This window comes from Agrococcus sp. HG114, assembly GCF_024723325.1.
Classification (GTDB): Bacteria; Actinomycetota; Actinomycetes; order Actinomycetales; family Microbacteriaceae; genus Agrococcus.
On the sequence record NZ_JANQCH010000025.1, the window covers coordinates 1 to 22,872 of the forward strand.

General features: G+C 72.2%; 21 protein-coding genes, 3 tRNA genes and 1 pseudogene. 5 read left to right on the forward strand and 20 right to left on the reverse strand.

The genetic code is table 11. The annotated features are described in order from the left end of the window. A pseudogene (locus NWP09_RS04405) lies at positions 1-183 on the forward strand (aspartate aminotransferase); the annotation flags it as partial. A 9-nt stretch (positions 184-192) separates the two neighbouring features. Here NWP09_RS04405 and NWP09_RS04410 read toward each other — a convergent pair. The 14 genes from NWP09_RS04410 to NWP09_RS04475 all read right to left on the reverse strand — a co-directional run bounded on the left by NWP09_RS04410 (position 193) and on the right by NWP09_RS04475 (position 12,248). Beyond that, positions 193-654, reverse strand: a complete 462-nt coding sequence (locus tag NWP09_RS04410; RefSeq protein ID WP_258274327.1) for an SRPBCC domain-containing protein — start codon at positions 652-654, stop codon at positions 193-195. 46 nt (positions 655-700) lie between these two features. After that, positions 701-1,123, reverse strand: a complete 423-nt coding sequence (locus tag NWP09_RS04415) for a glyoxalase/bleomycin resistance/extradiol dioxygenase family protein (RefSeq protein ID WP_258274328.1) — start codon at positions 1,121-1,123, stop codon at positions 701-703. Positions 1,124-1,160: 37 nt separating this feature from the next. Further along, positions 1,161-2,363 (reverse strand): UDP-N-acetylmuramate dehydrogenase, encoded by a 1,203-nt coding sequence (locus tag NWP09_RS04420; protein WP_258274329.1) that lies wholly within the window; start codon positions 2,361-2,363, stop codon positions 1,161-1,163. After that, positions 2,360-2,770 carry a MaoC/PaaZ C-terminal domain-containing protein gene (locus tag NWP09_RS04425; RefSeq protein ID WP_258274330.1) on the reverse strand — a complete coding sequence of 137 codons (411 nt, stop codon included), beginning with the start codon at positions 2,768-2,770 and terminating at the stop codon, positions 2,360-2,362. Before NWP09_RS04425 ends, NWP09_RS04420 begins: the two co-directional genes overlap by 4 nt. Then, entirely contained in the window at positions 2,767-3,210 is a 444-nt protein-coding gene (locus NWP09_RS04430; RefSeq protein ID WP_258274331.1) for a MaoC family dehydratase N-terminal domain-containing protein, read from the reverse strand. The genes NWP09_RS04425 and NWP09_RS04430 overlap by 4 nt, the downstream gene beginning before the upstream one ends. A gap of 10 nt (positions 3,211-3,220) precedes the next feature. Next, positions 3,221-4,201 carry a homocysteine S-methyltransferase family protein gene (locus NWP09_RS04435; RefSeq protein WP_258274332.1) on the reverse strand — a complete coding sequence of 327 codons (981 nt, stop codon included), beginning with the start codon at positions 4,199-4,201 and terminating at the stop codon, positions 3,221-3,223. Positions 4,202-4,390: 189 nt separating this feature from the next. Further along, positions 4,391-4,464 (reverse strand) — tRNA-Met (locus tag NWP09_RS04440). A 38-nt stretch (positions 4,465-4,502) separates the two neighbouring features. Beyond that, a tRNA-Thr gene (locus NWP09_RS04445) sits at positions 4,503-4,574 on the reverse strand. Positions 4,575-4,638: 64 nt separating this feature from the next. Then, a complete protein-coding gene (locus NWP09_RS04450) occupies positions 4,639-6,609 on the reverse strand; it encodes a glycoside hydrolase family 13 protein (RefSeq protein WP_258274333.1) in 1,971 nt (656 codons plus the stop codon). A gap of 29 nt (positions 6,610-6,638) precedes the next feature. Then, positions 6,639-6,767: a MetS family NSS transporter small subunit gene (locus NWP09_RS04455; protein WP_258274334.1), complete on the reverse strand. Its 129-nt coding sequence runs from the start codon at positions 6,765-6,767 to the stop codon at positions 6,639-6,641. Beyond that, entirely contained in the window at positions 6,764-8,296 is a 1,533-nt protein-coding gene (locus NWP09_RS04460; protein ID WP_258274335.1) for a sodium-dependent transporter, read from the reverse strand. Before NWP09_RS04460 ends, NWP09_RS04455 begins: the two co-directional genes overlap by 4 nt. A 76-nt stretch (positions 8,297-8,372) precedes the next feature. Next, positions 8,373-9,227: a sugar ABC transporter permease gene (locus tag NWP09_RS04465; RefSeq protein WP_258274346.1), complete on the reverse strand. Its 855-nt coding sequence runs from the start codon at positions 9,225-9,227 to the stop codon at positions 8,373-8,375. Between the two features lie 83 nt (positions 9,228-9,310). After that, positions 9,311-10,912 carry an ABC transporter permease subunit gene (locus NWP09_RS04470; RefSeq protein WP_258274336.1) on the reverse strand — a complete coding sequence of 534 codons (1,602 nt, stop codon included), beginning with the start codon at positions 10,910-10,912 and terminating at the stop codon, positions 9,311-9,313. Between the two features lie 79 nt (positions 10,913-10,991). Then, positions 10,992-12,248 carry a maltose ABC transporter substrate-binding protein gene (locus NWP09_RS04475; protein ID WP_258274337.1) on the reverse strand — a complete coding sequence of 419 codons (1,257 nt, stop codon included), beginning with the start codon at positions 12,246-12,248 and terminating at the stop codon, positions 10,992-10,994. A gap of 172 nt (positions 12,249-12,420) precedes the next feature. On the opposite strand from NWP09_RS04475, the gene NWP09_RS04480 reads away from it, so the two are divergent. Continuing rightward, positions 12,421-14,058: a glycoside hydrolase family 13 protein gene (locus NWP09_RS04480; RefSeq protein ID WP_258274338.1), complete on the forward strand. Its 1,638-nt coding sequence runs from the start codon at positions 12,421-12,423 to the stop codon at positions 14,056-14,058. A gap of 123 nt (positions 14,059-14,181) precedes the next feature. On the opposite strand, the gene NWP09_RS04485 is transcribed toward NWP09_RS04480, so the two are convergent. Both NWP09_RS04485 and NWP09_RS04490 read right to left on the reverse strand, forming a co-directional pair. Further along, positions 14,182-15,123: a peptidoglycan DD-metalloendopeptidase family protein gene (locus NWP09_RS04485; protein WP_258274347.1), complete on the reverse strand. Its 942-nt coding sequence runs from the start codon at positions 15,121-15,123 to the stop codon at positions 14,182-14,184. A 432-nt stretch (positions 15,124-15,555) separates the two neighbouring features. Beyond that, the gene (locus tag NWP09_RS04490; protein WP_258274339.1) at positions 15,556-16,359 is read right to left on the reverse strand and encodes an inositol monophosphatase family protein; all 804 of its coding nucleotides are present in this window, start codon (positions 16,357-16,359) and stop codon (positions 15,556-15,558) included. 91 nt (positions 16,360-16,450) lie between these two features. On the opposite strand from NWP09_RS04490, the gene NWP09_RS04495 reads away from it, so the two are divergent. The 3 genes from NWP09_RS04495 (at position 16,451) to NWP09_RS04505 (ending at position 18,597) form a co-directional block, all read left to right on the forward strand. After that, a tRNA-Tyr gene (locus tag NWP09_RS04495) sits at positions 16,451-16,535 on the forward strand. Between the two features lie 96 nt (positions 16,536-16,631). Next, positions 16,632-17,120, forward strand: coding sequence for a YajQ family cyclic di-GMP-binding protein (locus NWP09_RS04500; RefSeq protein ID WP_258274340.1), 489 nt, complete (start codon positions 16,632-16,634; stop codon positions 17,118-17,120). Positions 17,121-17,145: 25 nt separating this feature from the next. Next, positions 17,146-18,597, forward strand: a complete 1,452-nt coding sequence (locus NWP09_RS04505) for a phospholipase D-like domain-containing protein (protein WP_258274341.1) — start codon at positions 17,146-17,148, stop codon at positions 18,595-18,597. 67 nt (positions 18,598-18,664) lie between these two features. Here NWP09_RS04505 and NWP09_RS04510 read toward each other — a convergent pair whose 3' ends face one another. From NWP09_RS04510 to ubiE, 4 genes are read right to left on the reverse strand one after another with little or no spacing between them, the layout of a single operon-like run. Beyond that, positions 18,665-19,429, reverse strand: a complete 765-nt coding sequence (locus tag NWP09_RS04510; protein WP_258274342.1) for a sulfite exporter TauE/SafE family protein — start codon at positions 19,427-19,429, stop codon at positions 18,665-18,667. Between the two features lies 1 nt (position 19,430). Next, positions 19,431-20,783 carry an FAD-dependent oxidoreductase gene (locus NWP09_RS04515; RefSeq protein WP_258274343.1) on the reverse strand — a complete coding sequence of 451 codons (1,353 nt, stop codon included), beginning with the start codon at positions 20,781-20,783 and terminating at the stop codon, positions 19,431-19,433. Between the two features lie 49 nt (positions 20,784-20,832). Then, positions 20,833-21,843, reverse strand: a complete 1,011-nt coding sequence (locus tag NWP09_RS04520) for a polyprenyl synthetase family protein (protein ID WP_258274344.1) — start codon at positions 21,841-21,843, stop codon at positions 20,833-20,835. Next, entirely contained in the window at positions 21,843-22,631 is a 789-nt protein-coding gene (gene ubiE / locus NWP09_RS04525) for a bifunctional demethylmenaquinone methyltransferase/2-methoxy-6-polyprenyl-1,4-benzoquinol methylase UbiE (protein WP_258274345.1), read from the reverse strand. The genes NWP09_RS04520 and ubiE overlap by 1 nt, the downstream gene beginning before the upstream one ends. Between the last annotated feature and the right edge of the window lie 241 nt (positions 22,632-22,872).

Genomic DNA, 22,872 nt, shown 5'->3' on the forward strand with positions numbered 1-22,872 from the left:
TGGGGCGGCGTGCGCGCCGACACCTCGCTCGAGCTCGCCGACCTCATGCTCGAGCAGGCGGAGGTCGCGGCCGTGCCGGGCGAGGCATTCGGGCCGTCCGGCTACCTGCGCTTCTCCTACGCCCTGGGCGACGAGCCGCTCCTCGAAGGGGTCCAGCGCCTCCAGCGCCTCTTCGCGGCCTGACCCCGCTGCTCAGATGTGCTGGGCGTGCGCGCGGTAGCGCTCGAGGAGCACCGGCCAGTCGTCGTGCAGGGCGCGCGCGTCGGCGTTCGACGCGTTCCAGCCCCCGTGCGTGAGCCGCACCCGCGTGCCGCCGCCCGGCAGCTCGGCGAAGTCGACGGCCACCGTGGATGCGTCGCCCTCGTCCGCGAGGCGGAACGTGTGGGCGAAGCGCGAGCCGGGCACCGCATCCGTCACCTCGCCCCACTCGTGCCGCCGCCCGTCGTGGCGGTGCTCGACGATGCGGCCGCCGGGGTGCGGCTCGACCTCGATGCGCGCGAGGCTCGCGCCGCTCGCCGTCCACGCCGGGTGCCACCACTCGGTGAGGCCGTGCACCCACGCGTCCCATGCCCGCGCGCAGCTCACCGCGACCTGCACCTCGAGCTCGATCGGCGCGAGGTCGTCGCCGTCGGGCGCCCCGTCGGTCTCCCCCACGCCTCGACTGTCGCACGGGCCCGGCGGGTCGGCAAGCGGAGGCCGCTCAGCCGAGCGGGACGAACCGCTCCTCGCCGTCGAGCTCCTCGAAGAGGGTGAGGGTGAGGTCGGCCGGGCCCTCGAGCCGCGCGTTGCGCGAGCGCCATGGCGTCTCGACCGGTTCGGCGATCACGGTGGCGCCGGCACCCTCGAGCCTGCGGGTCACGCCGTCGGCGTCGTCGACCTCGAAGGCGACGCGGATGCGGGGGCTCTCCCGGCCGCCCGCCTCGACGGCGTCGATCATGCGCTTCTGCGCCGGGTTCGCGAGCTCGAGCGTCGCGCGGCCGGCGTCGAGGATCGCCACGCGCGCCTCGCCCTCGCCCTCGAACGCGGCGAGCTCGGGCAGGCCGAGCGCGTCGCGGTAGAACGCGAGCGCCGCCTCGAAGTCCTCTGCCTCGACGACGAGGCGCAGCTGCACAGGTGCGGTCATGCGACGGGCAACCTCGCGCGCGCGCCGCGCATTCCCGCTAGAGCTGCAGGCCGACGAGCACCGGCTCGGGCACGAGGTGCACGCCGAACTGGTTCTCGACGCGCGCCTGCACGAACCGGGCGAGCTCGGCGATCTCCTCGCCCGTCGCGCCCCCGCGGTTGGTGAGCGCGAGCGTGTGCTTCGACGAGATCGCGGCGCGCGAGCCGGGCAGGGCGAACCCGCGGCCGATCCCCGAGTGCTCGATGAGCCACGCGGCCGAGAGCTTCACGCGCGGCACGGGCCGCTCGAGCGGCGGCACGGCGCTCAGGTCGGCCGCCTCGAGCGGCAGCACCGTCGGGCGCGGTGCGGGGCCAGCGGGTCCGGGGGCGACCGACCAGCGGGGCGCGTCGGCGGGCAGCCCGGCCGCGAAGCGCGCCGAGACGATCGGGTTCGTGAAGAACGAGCCGGCGCTCACTGAGTCGGGGTCGTCGGAGAGCACCATCCCCTTCGACGAGCGCAGCGCGAGCACCGACGCGCGCACATCCTCGAGCGGCACGCGCGTGCCGAGCTCGACCCCGAGCGCCGACGCGAGCTGCTGGTAGGCGATGGGCTGGCTGCGCCCGTCGGCCGAGCGGCGCAGGCGCAGGTCGACCGAGAGCACGACGCCGCGCAGCACGCCCTGCTTGATGGCCGAGTCGCGGTAGCCGAGGCGCAGCTCCGCCGCCGGCACCGAGCGCACCTCGAGCGTCTCCGCGTCGAGCAGCTCTAGCCCCACGAGCGTCGACGAGAGCTCCTGCCCGTAGGCCCCGATGTTCTGGATCGGCGCGGCGCCCGTCGAGCCCGGCACGCCGCTGAGCGCCTCGATGCCGGCGAGCCCCTCGCCGACCGCGCGCTCGACGAGCGCATCCCACGGCTCGCCCGCCTCGACGCGCAGCACGACGGAGTCGTCGGCCGGCGGCTGCTCTCCCTCCGGGCGGTGCGGCGGCGGCGGCGCGGGCAGGGTGCGGATGCCTCGGGTCGCCACGCGCAGGACGGTGCCGTCGAAGGGCTCGGACGACGCGACCGTGTTGGAGCCGCCCCCGAGGAGCAGCAGCGGCTCGTGGTCGTCGGCGAGCGCCTCCGCGTAGGCGGCGGCGACCTCCTCGCGCGTCGTCGCGTCGATCCAGCGCCGCACCTCGCCGCCGACGCGCATCGTGGTGGCGTCCGCGAGCGCGCGCACCGCTGCGCCATGCTCGTCCGACTCGGCCACGGCGCGCGTCATCCCTCGGTCTTCACGACGACCTGCGCCTTCCCGAGCACCGTCTGCTCGGCCACCGTCACGGTGAGGTCGATCCGGGCGGAGCCGTCGTCCACCCGGCCGACCTTCGCGACGACCCGCAGGGCGGCGCCGGCCTCCGGCTCGACGACGACGGGGCGCGTGAAGCGCACCTGGTAGTCGAGGATGCGCTCGGGTCCGGCCCAGTCGACGACCGGCTGCACCGCGGCGCCCATCGTGAGCATGCCGTGCGCGAGCACGCCGGGCAGCCCGACGGAGGCCGCGACGTCGTCGCGGTAGTGGATCGGGTTGAAGTCGCCGGACGCGCCGGCGTAGCGCACGAGCGAGTCGCGCGTGAAGCGGAGCTCCCGCTCCGCGACGACCTGGCCGACCTCGAGCTGCTCCACGCTCACTCCCCCCGCACCACGAGCGACGACGTGGCCGTCACCACGTGCTCGCCCGACGCATCCGTGATGACGCTCTCGCTCGCGACCATGTCGTTGCCCGCGAGCGACTTCACGCTCGTGACCGTCAGCTGCGCGGTGAGCTCGTCGCCGGCGACGATCGGCCGCGTCGCGGTGAAGCGCTGGTCGCCGTGCACGACGCGGCTGAAGTCGACGCCCGCGGTCTCGTCGTCGAGCAGCTGCCGCAGCGTGAGCTCCTGGATGACGATCGGGAACGTCGGCGGCGCGATGACGTCGGCGTGGCCCGCGGCGCGCGCGGCCTCGACGTCGAAGTGGTGCGGGTGCGTCGCCTGGACGGCGCGCGCGAACTCGCGCACCTTCTCGCGGCCGACGAGGTAGGGCGGCGTGGGCGGGTACTGCCTGCCCTGGATCTCGGGGTTCACTGGCACGCCAGCCAGTCTAGGCAGTGGCGCGGTCCTCCCAGAGGGCGGCGACGTGCCGGCTGTCGGTGCCGCAGCAGCCGCCGATGATCGCGAGCCGCGGGAGCCGGGCGCGCACCTCGGCGTGGCCCCGGCGCAGCTCGGCGGGGTCGCCGGCGTCGAGCGTCGTCGCCCGGTCGAGCTCGGCGTGCGTGCGCGTCGACGCGTTGTAGCGCACGCTCACGATCCGCTCGCGCCACGGTCCGTCGTCGAGCGCCCGCAGGATGTGCTGCGGATGCGCGCAGTTGAGCATGTAGTGCACGGTGTCGGTCTCGCTGTCGACGAGCTCGATCGCCTCGCGGAGCGTCATGCCGCCGCGCATCCGGCCGTCCTCCTCGACGGTGAAGCCGATCACGGTCGGCAGCCCGTGGTAGAACGCTGCGCGCGCGATGCCGATCGCCTCGCCCGGGTCGGAGAGGGTGAAGGCGGTCACGAGGTCGACGCCGCCCTCGGCGAACGCGTCGAGCTGCGGCTCGTGGTACATCTGCGCGTCGTCCGGGTCGACCGGCGGGATGTCGGCGTAGGCGTCGGCGCGCGGCCCCACGGCGCCGCTGACGAGCACGTCGGCGATGTCCGCGTAGCGCTCCTCGCGCAGCTGCAGGAGGTGCCGCACAGCCTGCACGTTGACGTCGTAGAGGGCCCGGCGCGAGTCGCCCAGGCGGGCGCCCCAGTCGGCGCTCGCGCGCCAGGTGGGCGTCTCGAGCACGAGTCCCGTGCCGTGCCGCCGCGCGACCTCCGCGTAGCCGTCGTAGTAGTCGTCGAGCATCGCGAGGCCCGCGTCGGTGCGCACGAGCGGGTAGGCGGCGAACTCGCGCAGGGTCACGCCGCGGTTGTGGATGAGATCGGTCTCGAGCCCTCCGTCGGTCACGAACGGCCTCGCGGACGAGGGCCAGGCGACCTTCGTGCGGGTCGGCGCGACGTGGTGGTGGTGCGAGGGCTTCGCGGCGAGCGACGGGGACATGGAGCGTCGCGCGATAGTGGACATCGTCGTCCTCCTCGATCGAGGCAGGTCAGCGCGGCCTGTCTGGCACGCACGCTACTCGCGTGCTGGACGCTCGTCCATGCCCGATCGCGAGCGTCGCGGGAGCGAGGACGGGGCCGGACGCAGCAGAGGACCGAGCGACTGCTCGGTCCTCTGCTGCACTGGCGGTAGCGAGGGCGGGGCTCGAACCCGCGACCTCACGATTATGAGTCGTGCGCTCTCACCAACTGAGCTACCCCGCCAGGACGCCCACCCGAGCTCGAGGCATCAAGCGAACGCGAGCCCCGGGCGAGGATTGAACTCGCGACCCCTTCCTTACCATGGAAGTGCTCTACCACTGAGCTACCGGGGCGAAGCCTCTGCAGGCAACCGGAATATCGTAGCACCGGTGCGAGCCCGCCGTGGCACGCCCGCGCTCACTCCTCGCCGAGCGTGTCCTTGCTCCACGCGGCGGTGAGCGTCGGCGCCGCGGGCTCCCCGTGGGCGAGCGCCGCGTCCTGCGCGGCGTTGCGCTCGAGCAGCTCGCGCTCGGCGCGCTCCTCGGCGGCGTCGGGGCGCGGCGCCGCGACACCCGGCAGCGACCACGCGGCGAACGCGGGGCCGGCGCCCGTGAGGCGCAGGCCGCCGTCGCCGAAGACCGCGATGCCGGCGTCGCCGAAGAGCCGCTCGGGCTCGCCGTCGACGCCGACCTCGCCCTCCTCGATCACGACGTCGTGGAAGCCTCGCGCCGCGACGCACAGCACGCTCGACGCCTCGCTCTCGCGCACCCAGGCCAGCACCTCGTCGCCCACGTGCAGCCACCGCATCCCGCCGCCGCGGAGCGCCGGCTGGCTCGCCCGCAGCGCGAGCAGCTCGCGGTGGAGCGCGATCGTGTCGGCGTGCTCGTCGAGCGAGTCCCACGGCATCGGGGTGCGGGAGTCCTCGCCGTTGACCCCGGTGAGCCCGAGCTCGTCACCGGCCCAGATCACCGGGATGCCGGGGAGCGCGACGGCCATGCCGAGCGCGACCGGCACGGCGCCGGGCAGCGCGTTGGTCGCGAAGCGCGGCGTGTCGTGCGTGTCGAGGGCGTTCATGTTGTGCAGCCGCGTGCGCCACGGGATGCCGGCGATGAAGCGCTGGTGCTGCGCGTGCACGTCGACGCCCGTGTAGCTCGGGATGACCGAGCGCGCCATGCCGAGCCCGCCGAACGCCGCGGAGCCGGGCACCGACAGCCAGCCCCACACCGGCCGCGTGAAGTTCGCGTAGGTCATCGCCCCGTGCCACGCGTCGCCCTGGAAGTCGTCGGTCGCGTCGTTCGTCGACTCCCCCAGCAGCAGCGTGTCGGGGTTGATGTCGAGCATCGTGCGGCGGATGGTCCGGCGCACCTCGGCGTTCAGGTCATCGTCCTCGTGGCGGCCGGTCATGTTGGCGACGTCGATGCGCCAGCCGTCGAGCGAGTACGGGGGCCGGAGCCACCGGCCGACGACGGAGTCCGGACCCTCGATGAAGCGCTCGCGCAGCTCGCGCGAGCTCCAGTTGAGCTTGGGCAGCGAGGCGTGGCCGAGCCACGACGCGTACGAGCCGTGCTCGTGGAAGTAGTAGAACGCTCGCTCCGGGGCGTCGGGCGATGCGGTCGCGGCGCGGAACCAGTCGTGCGTGTCACCCGTGTGGTTGCTCGTGAGGTCGCCCATGACCTTGAGGCCGCGCGCGTGGGCTGCCTCGACGAGCGAGATGAGCGCCTCGTCGCCGCCGAGCAGCGGGTCGACGAGGTCGAAGGTGGATGCGTCGTACCGGTGGTTCGACGCGCCGGGGAAGACGGGGGTCAGGTAGAGCACCGTCGCGCCGAGCTCGACGAGGTGGTCGAGGTGGGCCTCGACGCCGGGCAGGTCGCCGCCGTAGAGCTGCTGCGAGACGCCCGGGCCGGAGCCGATGACCGGCTCGTCCCAGTCGGCGGCGATCGCCCAGTCGGGCGTCGGGTGCGCGGCCGCCTGCTCGGACCGCGCGAACCGGTCGGGGAACACCTGGTACAGCACCGCATCCGTCGCCCATGCCGGCGGCGCCGGGTGCGCGACGAGCGCGAAGTCGGCGTCGTCGCGCGTCTCGATGCGGTGCACGCCCTCCTGGTTGATCCACTCGGTGAGACCGGACTGCCAGTGCACGAGCCAGCGGTAGCGGTGCACGGGGTTCGCGACCCGGATCTCGGCCTCCCACCAGTCGTAGGCGCCCGCGGTGCCGAGGTGCACCGCCTTGTTGAAGAACGGCTCGCGGTCCGGGTTCGAGCGCACGAGCACCTCGAGCGGCGCGTCGGCGCCGACGGGGATGCGCAGGCGCACCCGCACGAGGTCGCCGAGGGACGGGCTCAGCGTCGAGACGTGCAGGGGCGATCCGTCGTGGTGGGGCTGCGGCACCCGACAACGCTAGGGCATGAGCCGCGGGGTCAGAGGTCGCGCATCGACTCCGTGGGCTCCGGCCCCTTGAAGCGCACGATGTTCACGATCGCCGCGCCCAGGCCGCCCCAGAGCACGAGCATCGAGACGAGCATGAGCGCGATCGCGTCGGGGGTCATCGGATCACCTCCTCGTCGTGCATCGGCGCCTCGAGCGGCGTCGTCGGCCTCCACCCGGGGATGGCGAGCAGGACGCCGGCGACGAGCGCGGCCGCGGCCACCCCCCAGCCGAACACCCCGAGCATCCATGCCGGGTAGCCCTCGTAGGGGACGGTGATCGCGGTGATGGCCTCCTGCACGAGCATGAAGAGGATGAGCACGGGCGTCACGAACATGACGAGGGCGACCCACCAGCGGCCGAGGCGGATGGAGCTGTAGCGGCTCATGTGCTCGGCGAACCACGGCACGCGCCGCACGCCCCACGCGACGGCGAGCATCGCGACGAGGGCGACGAGCAGGATGCCGAAGCGGTTGATGAAGTAGTCGGCGATGTCGAGCACCACGACGCCGCTCGTGGTCGAGAACAGCAGGATGCTGACGACGGCCATCGGCACGGTCACCACGAGCGTCGCGGTGACGCGCCCGAGCTCGAGCTTGTCGCGGACCGCCGAGATGACCACCTCGAGGATGCTCACGAGCGACGTGAAGCCCGCGAGCACGAGCGACGTGAAGAAGAGCACGCCGAGGAGCGCGCCGAACGGCGCCTGCGAGATGATCGCGGGGAACGCGACGAACGCGAGGCCGATGCCCGCGCTCACGACGTCGGCGACCGCGGCGCCCGAGGCCTGCGCGAGGAAGCCGAGCGCCGAGAACACGCCGATGCCGGCGAGCAGCTCGAAGCCCGAGTTGGCGAAGCCGACCACGAACCCCGAGCCCGTCATGTCGACCTTGCGCCCCACGTAGGAGGCGTAGGTGATCATGATGCCGAACCCGACGGACAGCGAGAAGAAGATCTGCCCGAACGCGCTCGCCCACACGGCCGGGTCGAGCAGGGCCGACCAGTTCGGGGCGAACAGCGACTGCAGGCCCTCGACGGCGCCGGGCAGCACGAGCGCCTGCACGACGAGCGCGCCGAAGGCGATGAGCAGCACGGGGATGAAGATGACCGACGTCGCGCCGACGCCCTTCTGGACGCCGAGCGCCATGACGGCGATCGTCACGGCCCAGATGATCGCCATGGGGATGAGCACCGCAGGCACGAAGTCGAACGTGATCGCGCCCGCTTCGGTGCGCAGGAACTCCCCGAACAGGAACGCCTCGGGGTCGTCGCCCCACGCCTGGGTGAAGGAGAAGCCGATGTACTGGGCCGACCAGGCCAGGATCGCGGCGTAGTAGAGGGCGATCACGACGCAGATCGCCACCTGCCACCAGCCGATGAACTCGAGCCGTCGGCTCAGCCGCGCGAACGACAGCGGCGCCGAGCCGCGCTGCGAGTGGCCGATCGCGTAGTCGAGCAGCAGCAGCGGGATGCCCGCGACGAGCAGCGCGACGAGGTAGGGCAGGATGAACGCGCCGCCGCCGCCCTCGTACGCGACGTACGGGAACCGCCAGATGTTGCCGAGCCCGACGGCCGAGCCGATCGCGGCCATGATGAACACGGTCTTGTTGGAGAACCGCCCGCGGTCGATCGGCGCCTTCACCGTCGTCATGTGTCAGCCCGCCTCATCGCTCCGTCGAGATGCATGCCCCTACCGTGCCACAGTCGGCATGGCGGCGGGGCACCCCCTACTTGACGGCGCCAGCCGTGAGCCCGCCCACGATGTACTTCTGCAGCCAGAGGAACAGCACCATCACGGGGATCGCTGCGAGCACGGCGCCGGCGGCGAACACCGGGTAGTTCGTGTTCGTCTCCTCCGACACGTACCGGTAGAGGCCCACGGCGAGCGTGAGCCGGTCCGGGCTCGTAAGGATGACGGACGAGAGCACGAAGTCGCTCGTCGTGCCGATGAACGAGAGCAGGCCGATGACGGCGAGGATGGGCGCGACGAGCCGCAGGATGATCGTGAAGAAGATCCGCGCGTGCCCGGCGCCGTCGATCTTCGCCGCCTCGTCGATGGACGCGGGCACCGTGTTGAAGAAGCCGTACATCAGGTAGGTGTTCACGCCGAGCGCGCCGCCGAGGTACACCATGATGAGGCCGACGAGCGAGTCGAGGCCGATGGCCGGGAAGACGTCGCTGATGCCGCGCATGAGCAGGTAGATCGCGACGACCGCGAGCAGCTGCGGGAACATCTGCACGAGGATGAGGCCCAGCAGCCCCGGCCGGCGGCCCGTGAAGCGCATGCGGCTGAACGAGTAGGCGGCGAGCGCGCCGAGGAACACCGTGCCGATCGCGGTGCAGATGCCGACGATGATCGTGTTCGCGAACCAGGCCGCGTACGGCCGGCGCGGATCGCTGAGCAGGTCGATGTAGTTCTGGCCCGAGATCTCGCGGAACAGCACGTTCGACCCCGTGAGCGTGCCGCCGGGGTTGAAGGATGCGCTCAGGACGTACACGAGCGGGAAGACGGCGAACACGACGACGGCGAGGCCGACGAGGTGGCGCCAGCCGAGCTCGCGCAGCCACGTGCGGAAGCGCATGCGAGGCTGCGGCGCGGCCTTCGGCTCGCGGCGCCGCCGTGCCCCGTCGGCGTCGACGGCGAGCGGATCGATCTCGATGCTCATCAGTTCAGCTCCTCGAGCGCCTTCGTGCGGCGGAAGGCGAGCGTCGAGACGGTCGCCACGATGATGAAGATCAGGATCGACAGCGCGGAGGCGAGCCCGTAGTCGCGGCCGGTGCCCGATTCGAACGCCGTCTTGTAGACGAGCGTGATCAGCAGGTCGGTGTGGCCGACGTTCTCGTCGACGCCCTGCATGCGCGGGCCGCCGGCCGTGAGCATGTAGATGATGTTGAAGTTGTTGAAGTTGAACGCGAACGACGAGATGAGCAGCGGTGCGGTCGACACGAGCAGGAGCGGGAACTTGATGCCGCGGAAGATCTGCCAGCCGGAGGCGCCGTCGACCGACGCCGCCTCCGTGAGCTCCTCGGGGATCGACTGCAGCGCGCCGAGGCAGATCAGGAACATGTAGGGGAACCCGAGCCACACGTTCACGATGATCATCGAGGCCTTCGCGAGCCAGGGGTCGGTGAGCCATGGCACGTCCGCACCGCCGAGCAGGACGTTGTTGAGGAAGCCGAACTCGGTGTTCATGAGGCCGAGCCAGACGAGCGCGCCGAGGAACGACGGGAACGCGTACGGGAGGATCGATAGCACCCGGTAGACCTGCTTCGACCGCATGCGCGCGTCGTTGAGCGCGATCGCGAGGAACAGCCCGAGGAAGAACGAGAGGCCCACCGAGAGGATCGCGAACGCGAACGTCCACAGCAGCACGGAGACGAGCGCGCCGCCGTACCGGGGGTTCTCGAACGGGTAGAGGAAGTTGTCGAAGCCGACGAGGATCTGCCAGCCGGTGCCGAGCGACCGGCCGTCCTCGGTCTCGAACTGACCGTTGCCGAGATCCCGGTAGACGGTGCCGGTCGCGGAGTCGGTCATCGTGTCGGCGGCCTCGTCGTACACGAAGGTGGATTCGAAGACGAACGCCTGCGTCGCGTTCGTCGTGCGGAGGAACCCGTCGGCCAGGTCGTCGCTCAGCGGCACCTGGAGCGCCGCGATCTCCTGCTGCCGCTGGAGGATGTCCTGCATGCCGAGGCTCGTCCAGCCGGCGGCCGCCGTCGCCCGGGGCCCCTCCCGCGTGATGTCGCCCTCGGCGACGGGCTCGAGCGGCTGCTCCGCGGTGCCCACGAGCACGTCGCCCTCCGGCGAGGTGGCCAGCAGCCCGAGCCCCGCGAGGCTCTCGACGACCTGCACCTGGTAGACGGGCGATCCCTCGACGCGCTGGGTGTTCTGCAGCACGATCGACGAGATCGCGTCGTCCTTCGTGGAGTTGTGGCCGTCGCCGTAGTTCGTGAACGCGATGTAGAGCGTGTAGACGATGACGAAGACCTGGAAGATCCCGAGGAACAGCAGCCCGGGCGTGAGGTACTTCGCCGGCAGGAGCCCGGGGCTCAGGTAGACCCAGTTGACGACGATCGTGACGAGCAGCACGATCGCCGCGACGACGTAGTCGCCGCGGAAGAACAGGATCGACATCGCGAAGACGGCGACCGCGTCGACGAGCGCGAGCAGCAGCAGCTTCACGGCCAGCACGCGCATGCTCGGGGGCTGGTGGTGGATGCCCCGCTTGGGCGCGCTCGTCGGGCGCGGCGGTGCGTCGGTCGTCGTCACGCGGGGCTCCTTCGCGTCGGCGGGTGCTCAGGGAGAGACGGCGGCCGGCCCGTCGAGGACCGGCCGCCGCGCTGCGGCATCAGCCGTCGAGCGTGCTCTGGATCTTCTCGGCCATCGCCGTCCAGGCAGCGGCGGGGTCGCCCGCCTCGCCCTTCAGGATCTGCGCCTCGGTGGTGCCCCAGTCGGCCCACAGCGCGTCCATCTCGGGGATGTTCGGCATGGGCACGCCCTCGGCGCCGACCGCGCCGAAGCCCGCGACGTCCTCGTTCGACTGCGCGGCCTCGAACGCCGCCGACAGCGCGGGAGCGCGCTGGCCGCCCTCGAAGATGGCCGTCTGGGCCTCCTCGCTCGCGATGTACTCGGTGAGGAACTGCGACGCGACGATCGGGTTGTTCGCGTACTGCGAGACGAAGAAGCCCTGCACGCCCACGAACGGCGTCGCCGGCTGGCCGCCCGCCGACGGGATCGGGTCGATCGCGTACTCGATGCCCGCCTCCTGGAACGTCGACAGGTTCCACGGGCCGGTGATCGTGTAGGGGCTCGCGCCTGCGGCGAACTGCTCCTTCGCGATGTCCTGCGTGATGTTGACGTTGATGATGCCGTCGGCGCCCCACTGCGCGAGCGCGCCGGCGAACGCGACGTTGCCCTCGTTGCCGATCTGCAGGTCGTCGGGGTTGTACGAGCCGTCGTCGTTCATGCCGAAGACGGGGCCGCCGAAGGAGGCCTGCAGCGGGTACAGGTGGTACGGGTCGGCGTTGTTCGGGTCGATGCCGACGAGCAGCGGGTACTGCGCCTGGCCGGAGGCGACGGCCGCCTGGCCGGTCGAGACGAGGTCGTCCCACGTCGCGGGCGCCTCGGGCGCGAGCGCCGTGTTGCGCACGAGCGCGATGTTCTCGATCGAGACGGGCACGCCGTAGACCGAGCCCTCGTAGGTCATCGCCGAGACGGCGACGTCCTCGAAGTCGCCCGCGATGTCACCGAGCTCGACGGGCGCGATCACGCCGTTCTGGACGAGCTTGCCGATCCAGTCGTGCGCGCCGACGACGACGTCGGGGCCGTCGCCCGAGGGCGCCTGGGTCGTGAGGTCGTCGCGGATGTCGCCGAAGTCCTTGATGATGACCTCGACGGTCGTGCCGGTCTCCTCCTCGAACGTCGCGACGACGTCCTCGAGCGCCGCTGCGCGGTTCTCGTCCATCCAGATGACGAGCTCGCCGCCGCCCTGCGGCTCCGCCGACTCGCTGTCCGCGGGCGCGGGCGTGCCGCCGCCGGCGCAGGCCGCGAGCGTGAGCGCGAGCGCCCCGACCCCGGCCGCCTTCATGAGGCTGCTGTGCTTCATGGTGCCTTCCTTCAGCTCCTGGGGGCTCCCCGCTCCGACGGCGTCGTCGCTGGCCCCGCTCATCGTGGCCGTCCGCGTGCGCGAGCCGCAACTCGCGCGCGGCCCGGAGCGCGGATCGTTGGCAACTCGTGACCTTGCCCGACCTCCCAGCGCATCCGCATAGCCTGTCGCCATGACCGACACTGCCCAGCTCCCGCAGTCCGTGCCCGGCGCCGAGTGGTGGCGCTCCGCCGTCATCTACCAGATCTACCCGCGCAGCTTCGCCGATGCCTCGGGCGACGGCGTCGGCGACCTCGCCGGCATCGCAGCGCGCCTGCCGCAGGTCGCCGAGCTCGGCGTCGACGCGATCTGGCTGAGCCCCTTCTACCGCTCGCCGCAGCGCGACGCCGGCTACGACGTGAGCGACTACATGGACGTCGACCCGCTCTTCGGCACGCTCGACGACTTCGACCGGATGCTCGAGGCGGCCCACGGGCTCGGTCTGCGGGTGATCGTCGACCTCGTCCCGAACCACTCCTCCGACCAGCACCCGTGGTTCCAGGCGGCGCTCGCGGCCGGCCCCGGCAGCCCTGAGCGCGCCCGCTACATCTTCCGCGACGGGAAGGGGCCCGACGGCGAGCTGCCGCCGAACAACTGGCAGAGCGTGTTCGGGGGTCCCGCCTGGACGCGCGTGCCCGATGGCCAGTGGTACCTGCACCTGTTCGACACGTCGCAGCCCGACTTCGACTGGACCCACCCGGAGGTCGGCGACATGTTCGTCGACGTGCTGCGCTTCTGGCTCGACCGGGGCGTCGACGGCTTCCGCGTCGACGTCGCGCACGGCAACGCCAAGGCCGAGGGCCTGCCGGACATCGACGAGGAGCTCATCGCCGCGGGCTCCATGGATTCGCCGTTCTTCGGTCAGGAGCACGTGCACGAGATCTACCGGCGCTGGCGCCTCGTGCTCGAGGAGTACGAGGGCGACCGGGTGCTGTGCGCCGAGGCGTGGGTGAGCCCGCTCGAGAAGATGGCGCGGTTCGTGCGCCCCGACGAGATGCACCAGGCGTTCAACTTCGTGTACCTCGAGACGCCGTGGGACGCCGCGCAGCTGCGCGAGGTGATCGACGAGTCGATCCGCGAGTTCGGCGCGGTCGGCGCTCCGCCCACGTGGGTGCTCTCGAACCACGACACCATCCGGCACCGCACCCGGCTCGCGCTCGTGCCGCCCCCGCCCCACGGCGCGGGCATCGGGCCGACCTCGCGGTCGAAGGCCGACCCGGTCGTCTCGCTGCGCCGCGGGCGCGCCGCGACCGCGCTCATGCTCGCGCTGCCCGGCAGCTCGTACGTCTACCAGGGCGAGGAGCTCGGGCTGCCCGAGGTCACCGCGATCGCCCCCGAGCAGCGGCAGGACCCGACGTTCCACCGGACGAAGGGCGAGCTGTGGGGCCGCGACGGGTGCCGCGTGCCGATCCCGTGGGAGGCCGCAGCGCCGGCGTTCGGCTTCTCGCCGACGGGCGAGACCTGGCTGCCGCAGCCGCCCGAGTGGGCCGAGCTCGCGCGCGACGCGCAAGCGGGGGTCGCCGATTCGACGCTCGAGCTGTACCGCCGCGCGCTCGCGCTGCGCAAGGAGCACCGGCTCGGCACGGGCGAGCTCGAGTGGCTCGACGTCGGCCCGACGGCGCTCGCCTTCCGCAACGGCGACGTCACCGTGATCGCGAACCTCGGCCACGACGCCGTCGACGTGCCGCGCGGCGGGATCCTGCTCGCCTCGACGCCGCTCGACGCGGCATCGCTCGCTGCCGACGAGGTCGTGTGGGTGCGCACCGCGTGACGCTCGCTTGAGACGACGAGCGCCTCGCGGGCCGGCGGGGCGCTCGTCGTCTCAGCGCGGAGGGCGCCTGCTAGTGCCGGTTGCTCCGCGCCGCTGGCATTGCGAGCGTGTCGCGCTCGGGCGTCAGCGGAACTCGAGATTCTGCTCGCGGGTCTGCAGCCAGAGCATCGGATCGAACGACACGTAGTCGCCGTTCTTGATCTCGAAGTGCAGGTGTGGACCCGTTGAGCGACCGGAGCTGCCGACGAGCCCGATGACCGTCGTGATGTCGACCACCTGGCCCACCTCGACGCGGATCGAACCCGGCACCATGTGCGCGTACCAGGACTGGAAGAACTCGCCGTCGATGTTGTGGTCGATGAACACCGTGTAGCCGCCGCCGCCCGGATTGTTGCCCTGCCAGACTGCAGAGACGACCCCGTTAGCGATGGGCCGGATCTCGGTGCCAAGTCCGGGAGCGATGTCGGTGCCCCCATGGAAGCCACCCGGCCGGTAGCCGAACGGGCTCGTGATGCGCAACTGGTCGAGTTCGGGGAACGGCGTCTGCACGTAGCTGGTCTCGAGCATCCCCCACGCTTGCGGGAACGCCGGGTCTCCCCCGTAGGAGGAGCCCCCCGGCTCGGCATCCGCGACCGACTGGAAGGCGGCGAGCTCGCCAGGCGACATGCGAGCCGCGGCGACCAGGTCGTTCACAGCGACGTCGTCGCGAGCGAAGAAGGTCTCATTGCCGTCGGCCACGCCAAGCGTCTGCGCCTCAGCATCGCCGTCGATCTGAGCGATCGCCGGGTCGAGCGTATCCGGTGCCCTCACCGCCTGCGCGGGCAACGACGTGACGACAACGAGGGAGCCGATGAACAGCAGCGCGCCGCCGGCGGTGACCTTCCGCGCGAGCGCGCGGGCGGTGGAGCGGCGGCGCTTCGGCGAGGCGGCCGAGACGGGCTGCTGCACGACTCGCGGCGCGAGCGGCCGCGGCGCGGGGCGGCCGCCTGCCGGTCGCTCGCCGCCGGTCCCGAGCGACGGTGCGTCGACGGTGATGATCGGCGCGGTGAACTCCTCCGCCGCCATCGTCACGGGCAGCTCGCGCGCCGCCCTCGTCGCTGCCTCGCGCATCGCGCGGCGCGTCGTGTAGAGCGGCGCGGTGCCCTCGACGAGGGTGACGCGCGCGGCGGCGCGTGCCTCGGCGGCGGTCAGCGCGATCGCCTCGGCGGCGCGCTCGCGCTCGCGCAGCTCGCGGCGGCTGGGCGCGGGAGCCGGAGCGGGCCGTGTGGCGTCCTCAGCAGACGAGCGCAGGGCTCGTCGGGTGGGGGCAGTCACGCGGGGGCCGTCCTAGGGTCGAGTCTTCGGGTCGCGGGCGCACGTCGATCGCCATGATCCAGCTGCTTGCGACGCTGTCGATGAAAGCATGAACCGGTCGTCAGGAGCAACGGCGCGCGGGCACGCGATCGGTCGCGCGCTCCGACCATCGAAGGTAACGGATCGGCAACGAAGCCGCAAGGCTCACACCTCGTCGACGGGCATGGGCGCGAGCAGCTCCAGCAGCTCATCGGCGACCGCGGGGTGCGCCGCGAGCAGGAACCCGGAGCCCGCCGGGGCGTCGCCCCAGCCGCGGATCGCGCCGCCGGACTCCTCGACGATCAGTGCGCCGGCCGCGAAGTCCCACGGCTGCAGCCCGACCTCGAAGTAGGCGTTGAGCCTGCCTGCCGCGACGCCCGCGAGGTCGAGCGCGGCGGCGCCGATGCGGCGGATGTCGCGCACCGACCCGATGAGCTGCTGCACGATCGCGGCCTGCCGCTGCCGGCGGCCCGCGTCGTACCCGAAGCCCGTGCCGACGAGCGCGGTCGCGGCGGGCACCGCATCCGCCACCCGGATCGGGCGGCCGTCGAGGGTCGCTCCCCCGCCCCGCGTCGCCTCGAAGCGCTCGCCGGTCGCGGCGTTGATGACGCTCGCGGACAGCGGACGCCACGTCGCCGGGTCGGGCTCGCCCTCGACGACGGCGAGCGAGACGGCGTACGCGGGGATGTCATAGAGGTAGTTCACGGTGCCGTCGATCGGGTCGATGACCCAGGTGAGGCCCGAGGTGCCGACGATGCTCGTGCCCTCCTCGCCGAGGATGCCGTCGTCGGGGCGCGCGGCGCGGATGCGCTCGACCACGAGCCGCTCGACCTCGCGGTCGGCCTCGGTGACGATGTCGACGAGGCTCGACTTGCTCGCCGCGATCGCGACGCCCGCGCGGCGGCGCGTGCGCGCGAGCTCGGCCGCCTCGACCGCGATGCCGACGTTGAGGTCGTGGAGCTCGCGCATGCCTCGAACCTACCCGTGGGCACCGCGGGGCCGCGCGGCGCGGGCGCCGACCTGTGGGTGTTGTAGGGTAGACGACGGCCTGCACGGCCTCGGCGAGTTACCCAAGCGGCCAAAGGGATCTGACTGTAAATCAGCTGGCATTGCCTTCGGGGGTTCGAATCCCTCACTCGCCACCATCCGGAGCCCCGCCCCCGAGGCGGGGCTTCCGTCGTCCCGTGGCCGACCATCGACTGGTTGAGGACGACCCGGCGCGGCCGCCCTAGGATCAGGGCATGGCAGATTCCTCGTTCGATGTGGTCAGCAAGGTCGACAAGATGGAGGCCGAGAACGCCGTCAACCAGGCGCGCAAGGAGGTCGAGCAGCGCTACGACTTCAAGGGCGTCGGCGCCGATGTCGCGTGGAGCGGCGAGAAGCTGCTGCTCAAGGCCTCGAGCGAGGAGCGCGTGAAGGCGGTGCTCGACGTCGTGCAGTCGAAGTTCATCAAGCGCGGCATCGACCTCAAGATGCTCGACCAGGGCGACCCCTACCCCTCGGGCAAGGAGTACCGCATCGAGATCTCGCTCAAGGACGGCATCTCGAGCGAGAACGCGAAGAAGGTCACGAAGCTCATCCGCGACGAGGCGCCCAAGAGCGTCAAGGCGCAGATCCAGGGCGACGAGGTGCGCGTCACCTCCAAGAGCCGCGACGACCTGCAGGAGACCATCCGGCTGCTGAAGGCCGGGGACTTCGACATCGACCTCCAGTTCGTCAACTTCCGCTGACCGCGGCCCGCACCCACCGCCCCCAGTGGAGCTGACGCTCGCGCAGGCGCTCGGCGCGCTCTACCTCACCGTCGACGTCGCGCTGCGCGTGCTGGCCCTCGCGGTGGTGCCCTACAACCGGCGCCCCTCCTCCGCGATCGCGTGGCTGCTCGTCATCATGTTCCAGCCCATCGTCGGCTGGATCGTGTTCGGCGTGCTCGGCAACACCCGGCTGCCGAAGGGCCGCAGCGACAAGATGTCCGCGATCCAGGAGCTCATCCGCGAGAGCACCCTCGACGTCGACGACGCGCCCGCCGCGCGCGAGCGGCCCGAGTGGCTCGGCGGGATCCTCGAGCTGAACCGCACGCTCTCCTCCATGCCGCACGTCGGGCCCTCGGAGGGCATCGTGTGGGGCGAGTTCGACGCGCAGCTCGAGGCGATGGCGCGCCGCATCGACGAGGCCGAGCGCTGGGTGCACGTCGAGTTCTACCTCATCGTCGCGAGCGAGCGCACCGAGGTGTTCTTCGCCGCGCTCGAGCGGGCGGCGGCGCGCGGCGTCGCGGTGCGCGTGCTCGTCGACCACCTCACGAGCGCGCGCTACCCGCGCCGCAAGGAGACGATCGCCCGGCTCGAGGCGATGGGCGCCGAGTGGCGCGACATGCTGCCGCTCAAGCCCTGGCGCGGGCAGTGGCAGCGGCCCGACCTCCGCAACCACCGCAAGCTCGTCGTCATCGACGGCTCGGTCGGCTTCACCGGCTCGCTCAACCTCGTCGACCCCTCCTACCTCTGGAAGAAGAACATCCGCCGCGGCCTGCAGTGGCGCGACACCTGGATCGAGCTCACGGGCCAGCCGGTGCGCGCGCTCGACGTGCTCTTCTGGTCGGACTGGTGGGCCGAGTCGAACGAGCTCGTGGAGCTCGCGACGCACGGCTCCGAGCACCAGGGCGACCTCAACGCATCCGTCATCCCGTCGGGACCCGGCTTCGAGGGCGAGATCAACCTGCGCGTGTTCCTCGAGCTCGTGCACGCCGCGCAGGAGCGGATCGTCGTCGTGAGCCCGTACTTCGTGCCCGACGAGGCGATGCGCTACGCGATCACGTCGGCGGCGATGCGCGGCGTCGACGTCGAGCTGTTCGCGAGCGAGATCGGCGACCAGTTCTGGACCCACCACGCGCAGCGCTCGTACTACGAGGAGCTGCTGCGCGCGGGCGTGAGGATCACCCTCTTCGCGAAGCCGACCGTGCTGCACTCGAAGTTCATGACCTTCGACGACAAGGTGTCGGTGATCGGCTCGTCGAACATCGACATGCGCTCGTTCGGCCTGAACTTCGAGGTGTCGATGCTCATCGAGGGCGCGTCGATGGTCGCGCAGCTGCAGGGCACGGCGGAGGGGTACCGGCTGCAGTCGTCGGAGCTCACGCTCGAGACGTGGCTGGCCCGCCCGCGCATCACCCAGCTCTTCGACAACGTCGCGCGCCTCACGTCGGCGCTGCAGTAGCGGAGCGTCCCGCCCCAGCGGTGCTCGGGCGCGAGCGCTCGCTCTCGCGATGCCCGGCGGGCCCGGCTCAGGTCAGCAGCATCGTGAGCGCGACGCCCAGGGCGAAGGCGATCACCACGAGCCGCAGCAGCCACGACGGCACGCGCCGCGACAGCCGGCCGCCCGCGACGCCGCCGACGAGCGAGCCCGCGAGCATGAGCGCGACGACGCCCCAGTGCACGAGCGGCGAGAAGGCGAGGATGAGCGCGCCCGTGCCGTTGATGACGGCCGCGAGCACGTTCTTCAGCGCATTGTGGTGCTGGAGCGAGTCGTGGATGAGGAGGCCGAGCATCGCGAGCATCATGACGCCGATGCCGGCGCCGAAGTACGAGCCGTAGACGCCGATGAGCACGAAGGAGGCCTTCGCCGCCCACCCGCCGGTCGATGCCGTGTCGAACGCGTCGTCCGCGGACCGGCCGAGCCGCTTCGCGACGAGCGGCTGCACCGCGAACAGCGCCGCGGCGGCGAGCACGAGCCACGGCACGATCGCGGTGAACGCGTCGGAGGGCGTGAGCAGCAGCAGCACCGCGCCGAGCGCGCCGCCGATCGCGGCGAACGGGGCGTTCGCGGCGAAGCGGCGGCGCTGGCGGCGCAGCTCCGCCCGGTAGCTCCACGCGCCGCCGATCGTGCCCATGAGCATCCCGATCGACGACGTCATGTTCGCCGCGAGCGGGCTCATGCCCGCGGCGAGCATCGCCGGGAACGTGATGAGCGTGCCGCCGCCGGCGGCCGCGTTGATCGCGCCGCCGCCGACCGCCGCGAGCGCGATCAGCAGCAGGCCGACCGGCTCCAAGTCAGCGCTCGTCGCGCGAGACCGCGATCATCTCGTCGCGCGGCACGACCTTGATGCGCGCGCGGCCGTGCGGCGCGCCGAGCGCCATCTCGTGCTCGTCGAGCCGGATCCAGCCGGCGATGTCGGTCCACCGCACGCCGCGCTCCTCGAGCAGCCGGGGCACCGCGGCCGCGTCGTACGGCTCGGGGCTCCACCAGGAGTGCTCGTCGCCGAGCAGCTGCTCGATCGTCTCCTTCGCGTCGGACTTCGTGTGGCCGATGAGGCCGACCGGACCGCGCTTGATCCAGCCCGTCGCGTACATGCCGGGCACCGGGCGCATGCCGTCCATCACGCGCCCCGCCTCGTTCGGGATCACGCCGCGGCGCTCGTCGAACGGCACCTCGTGCAGCGGCGACGAGAAGTAGCCGACCGCGCGGTACACCGCCTGGACGGGGATGTCGCGGAAGACGCCCGTGCCCTCGAGGCCGTCCTCGCCCGGCCGGGTGCGCTCGACGCGCAGCGCCTCGACGCGGTCGTCGCCGAGCACGGCGTCGGGGCGCGACCAGAAGTGCAGGTGCAGGCGGCGCGACGCGTGCCCGACCTCGCGCTGCCGCCACTGCTCGAGCACGCGCGAGATGACGAGGATCTGCTTGTTCTGCTTGAGCGCCTCCTCGTCGGGGTCGACGCCGAAGTCCTCGTCGTGGAGGATCATGTCGACGTCGCGCAGCTCGCCGAGCTCGCGCAGCTCGAGCGGCGTGAACTTCACGCCGAGCGGGCCGCGGCGGCCGAAGACGTGCACGTCGGTGACGGGGGATGCCTCGAGGCCGGCGACGACGTTGGCGGGCACCTCGGTGGGCATGAGGTCCTCGGGGTGCTTCACGAGCATCCGCGCGACGTCGAGCGCGACGTTGCCGTTGCCGATGACCGCGATCTCCTTCGCCTCGAGCGGCCACTCGCGCGGCACGTCGGGGTGGCCGTCGTACCAGGAGACGAAGTCGGCCGCGCCGTAGGAGCCGGGCAGGTCGATGCCGGGGATGTCGAGCGGCGCGTCCTTCGTCGCCCCGGTCGCGAAGATGACGCCGTGGTAGAGCCGCTCGAGGTCGGCGACGGTGATGTCGTGGCCGAAGCGGACGTTGCCGAACAGCCGCACGACGCCGGACTCGAGCACCTCGCGCAGCGCCGAGATGATGCCCTTGATGCGCGGGTGGTCGGGGGCGACGCCGTAGCGCACGAGGCCGTAGGGCGCCGGCAGCTGCTCGAACAGGTCGATGAGCACCTCGCCGCCCGCCTCGGTGACGGACCTCTTGAGGATGTCGGCGGCGTAGATGCCGGCGGGACCGGCGCCGACCACGGCGATGCGGAGCGGTGCGCTCACTTCTCTCCTTGCAGGTGGAGGGCGGCCGCGCCGCCCGTGCTTCAGTGCGTCAGCGGGTGCGCGAGACGACCTTCTCGGCGAACGCCTCGAGGGCACGGCGCACCGTGCCCGCCGGGAGCGGCTCGAGGGCGGCGAGCGCCTCGCGCTGCCAGCGCTCGGCCTCGGCCATCGTCTCGTCGACGACCGGATGCGCGGCGAGCTCGACGACGGCGGCCGCGAGCTCGGCCTCGTCGGCCGGCTCGTGCAGCCTGCGCAGCAGCGCCGCGGAGGCGTCGTCGTCGCGCTTCGCGAGCAGCAGCACCGGCAGCGTCGCGACCCCCGCGCGCACGTCGTTGCCCTGGTCCTTGCCCGTGTCGGGGTCGGACGAGAGGTCGATGACGTCGTCGACGAGCTGGAAGGCGACGCCGATGCGCTCGCCGAAGACGCGCAGCGCCTCGCGCAGCGCCGCGTCGGCGCCGCTCACGAGCGCGCCGCACTCGGCGGCCGCGGCGATGAGCGAGCCCGTCTTGTCGGCGAGCACCTGCAGGTAGTGCTCGACCGGGTCGGCGTCGCCGGGCCCGAGCGTCTCGTGCAGCTGGCCGAGGCACAGGCGCTCGAACGTGCGCGCCTGCAGCTGCGCGACCTCGGCGCCGAGCGGCGCGGCGATCTGGCCCGCGCGCGCGAACAGCAGATCGCCCGCGAGGATCGCGACGCTGTTGCTCCAGGCGACGTGCGCCGACGGCACCCCGCGCCGCGTCTCGGCCTCGTCCATGACGTCGTCGTGGTAGAGGCTCGCGACGTGCGTGATCTCGATGAGCTCGGCGGCCGAGAGCACCTCGTCGTCGATGCCGCGCCCGAGGTGCGCGGTCAGCAGGAGGAGCAGCGGCCTGGCCCGCTTGCCGCCTGCCTCGAGCAGGTAGCGCGTCACCGCATCCGCCACCGGGTCGGCGACGTGCAGGTGGGCGCCGAGGCGCTCCTCGACGCGCTCGAGCCCGGCCTCGACGCTGTCGACCATGCGGCGGTCGGCGGGCGCGGCGAGGCGCGGCCCGCGGAGCCCGAAGGTCTCGGCGATCGTCGGCATCAGGCGCCCTGCTCCTCCGGGCCCGGCTGCGGCTCGGAGGCGGGCTGCGGGGCGTCGTTCGCGTGCTTCGCGATGCGCATCGCCGCGGTCTGCTCGGTGGGCTTGCGGCCGCGGTGCAGCGCGACGACCCCGAGCGTGAGGTTGCGGTGCGCGACGCGCGTGAAGCCAGCCGTGCGGATCCACTGCGAGAGCGCCTGCTGGTCGGGCCACGACTCGATCGACTCGACGAGGTAGCGGTACGCCTCGGGGTTGCTGCTCGCGAGCCGCGCCATGCCGGGCAGCACCGTGCGCAGGTAGAGGTCGTAGCCGCGCCGCACGACGCTCACCGGGGGCTGCGAGAACTCGCACACGAGCAGCCGGCCGCCGGGCTTCAGCACGCGGTGGAACTCGCTGAGCGCCGCGCGCGGCTGCTGCACGTTGCGCAGCCCGAACGAGATCGTGACGGCGTCGAACGTGTCGCCGTCGAAGGGCAGCTCGGTCGCGCTGCCGTGCACGAACTCGATGTCGGGGTGGCGCTCGCGCCCCACCTCGAGCATGCCCTGGCTGATGTCGAGGGCCGTGACGAGCGCGCCGGCCTTCGCCATCGGGGCGGCGGATGCGCCGGTGCCGGCGGCGACGTCGAGGATGCGCTCCCCGGGCTGGGGCCGCACGGCGCGCTGCATGTGGATGCGCCAGAGCTTGTCGTTGCCTCCGGAGAGCAGCGAGTTCAGCAGGTCGTACCGCTTCGCCGTCGCGTCGAACATGCCCGCGACCTCGTCGGGGTCCTTCTGCATGTCGGCTCGGCTCACACCCCCATCCTAGGCGGCGTGTCCTGATCGGACGCCCGCCGTCCGCGAGCCCGTCCCGGGCGCCGTGACCGGCCGCCGCGCTCGGGTGGCCGGTCTGCGGCTAGGAGCGCCCCTCGCCGCCGGCGCACGCGCGCGAACGCGTACGCTGGCGTGCATGCCGACCCTGCACGTGCGCACCGAGCGCGCGCAGCCGGGGCGCCTGCTCGAGCACGCCGAGCCGCGCTCGCCGCTCGCGATCCGC

Bases quoted from the DNA above. Each gene is read 5' to 3' on its own strand.
- NWP09_RS04435 (WP_258274332.1), bottom strand. From the start codon at position 4,201: ATGTCCCCGTCGCTCGCCGCGAAGCCCTCGCACCACCACCACGTCGCG.
- NWP09_RS04415 (WP_258274328.1), bottom strand. From the start codon at position 1,123: ATGACCGCACCTGTGCAGCTGCGCCTCGTCGTCGAGGCAGAGGACTTC.
- NWP09_RS04490 (WP_258274339.1), bottom strand. From the start codon at position 16,359: ATGCGCGAGCTCCACGACCTCAACGTCGGCATCGCGGTCGAGGCGGCC.
- NWP09_RS04475 (WP_258274337.1), bottom strand. From the start codon at position 12,248: ATGAAGCACAGCAGCCTCATGAAGGCGGCCGGGGTCGGGGCGCTCGCG.
- NWP09_RS04460 (WP_258274335.1), bottom strand. From the start codon at position 8,296: ATGACGACGGTGAAGGCGCCGATCGACCGCGGGCGGTTCTCCAACAAG.
- NWP09_RS04420 (WP_258274329.1), bottom strand. From the start codon at position 2,363: ATGACGCGCGCCGTGGCCGAGTCGGACGAGCATGGCGCAGCGGTGCGC.
- NWP09_RS04465 (WP_258274346.1), bottom strand. From the start codon at position 9,227: ATGCGCTTCCGCACGTGGCTGCGCGAGCTCGGCTGGCGCCACCTCGTC.
- NWP09_RS04520 (WP_258274344.1), bottom strand. From the start codon at position 21,843: ATGCCGACGATCGCCGAGACCTTCGGGCTCCGCGGGCCGCGCCTCGCC.
- NWP09_RS04455 (WP_258274334.1), bottom strand. From the start codon at position 6,767: ATGACCCCCGACGCGATCGCGCTCATGCTCGTCTCGATGCTCGTGCTC.
- NWP09_RS04485 (WP_258274347.1), bottom strand. From the start codon at position 15,123: ATGGCGGCGGAGGAGTTCACCGCGCCGATCATCACCGTCGACGCACCG.
- NWP09_RS04480 (WP_258274338.1), top strand. From the start codon at position 12,421: ATGACCGACACTGCCCAGCTCCCGCAGTCCGTGCCCGGCGCCGAGTGG.
- NWP09_RS04500 (WP_258274340.1), top strand. From the start codon at position 16,632: ATGGCAGATTCCTCGTTCGATGTGGTCAGCAAGGTCGACAAGATGGAG.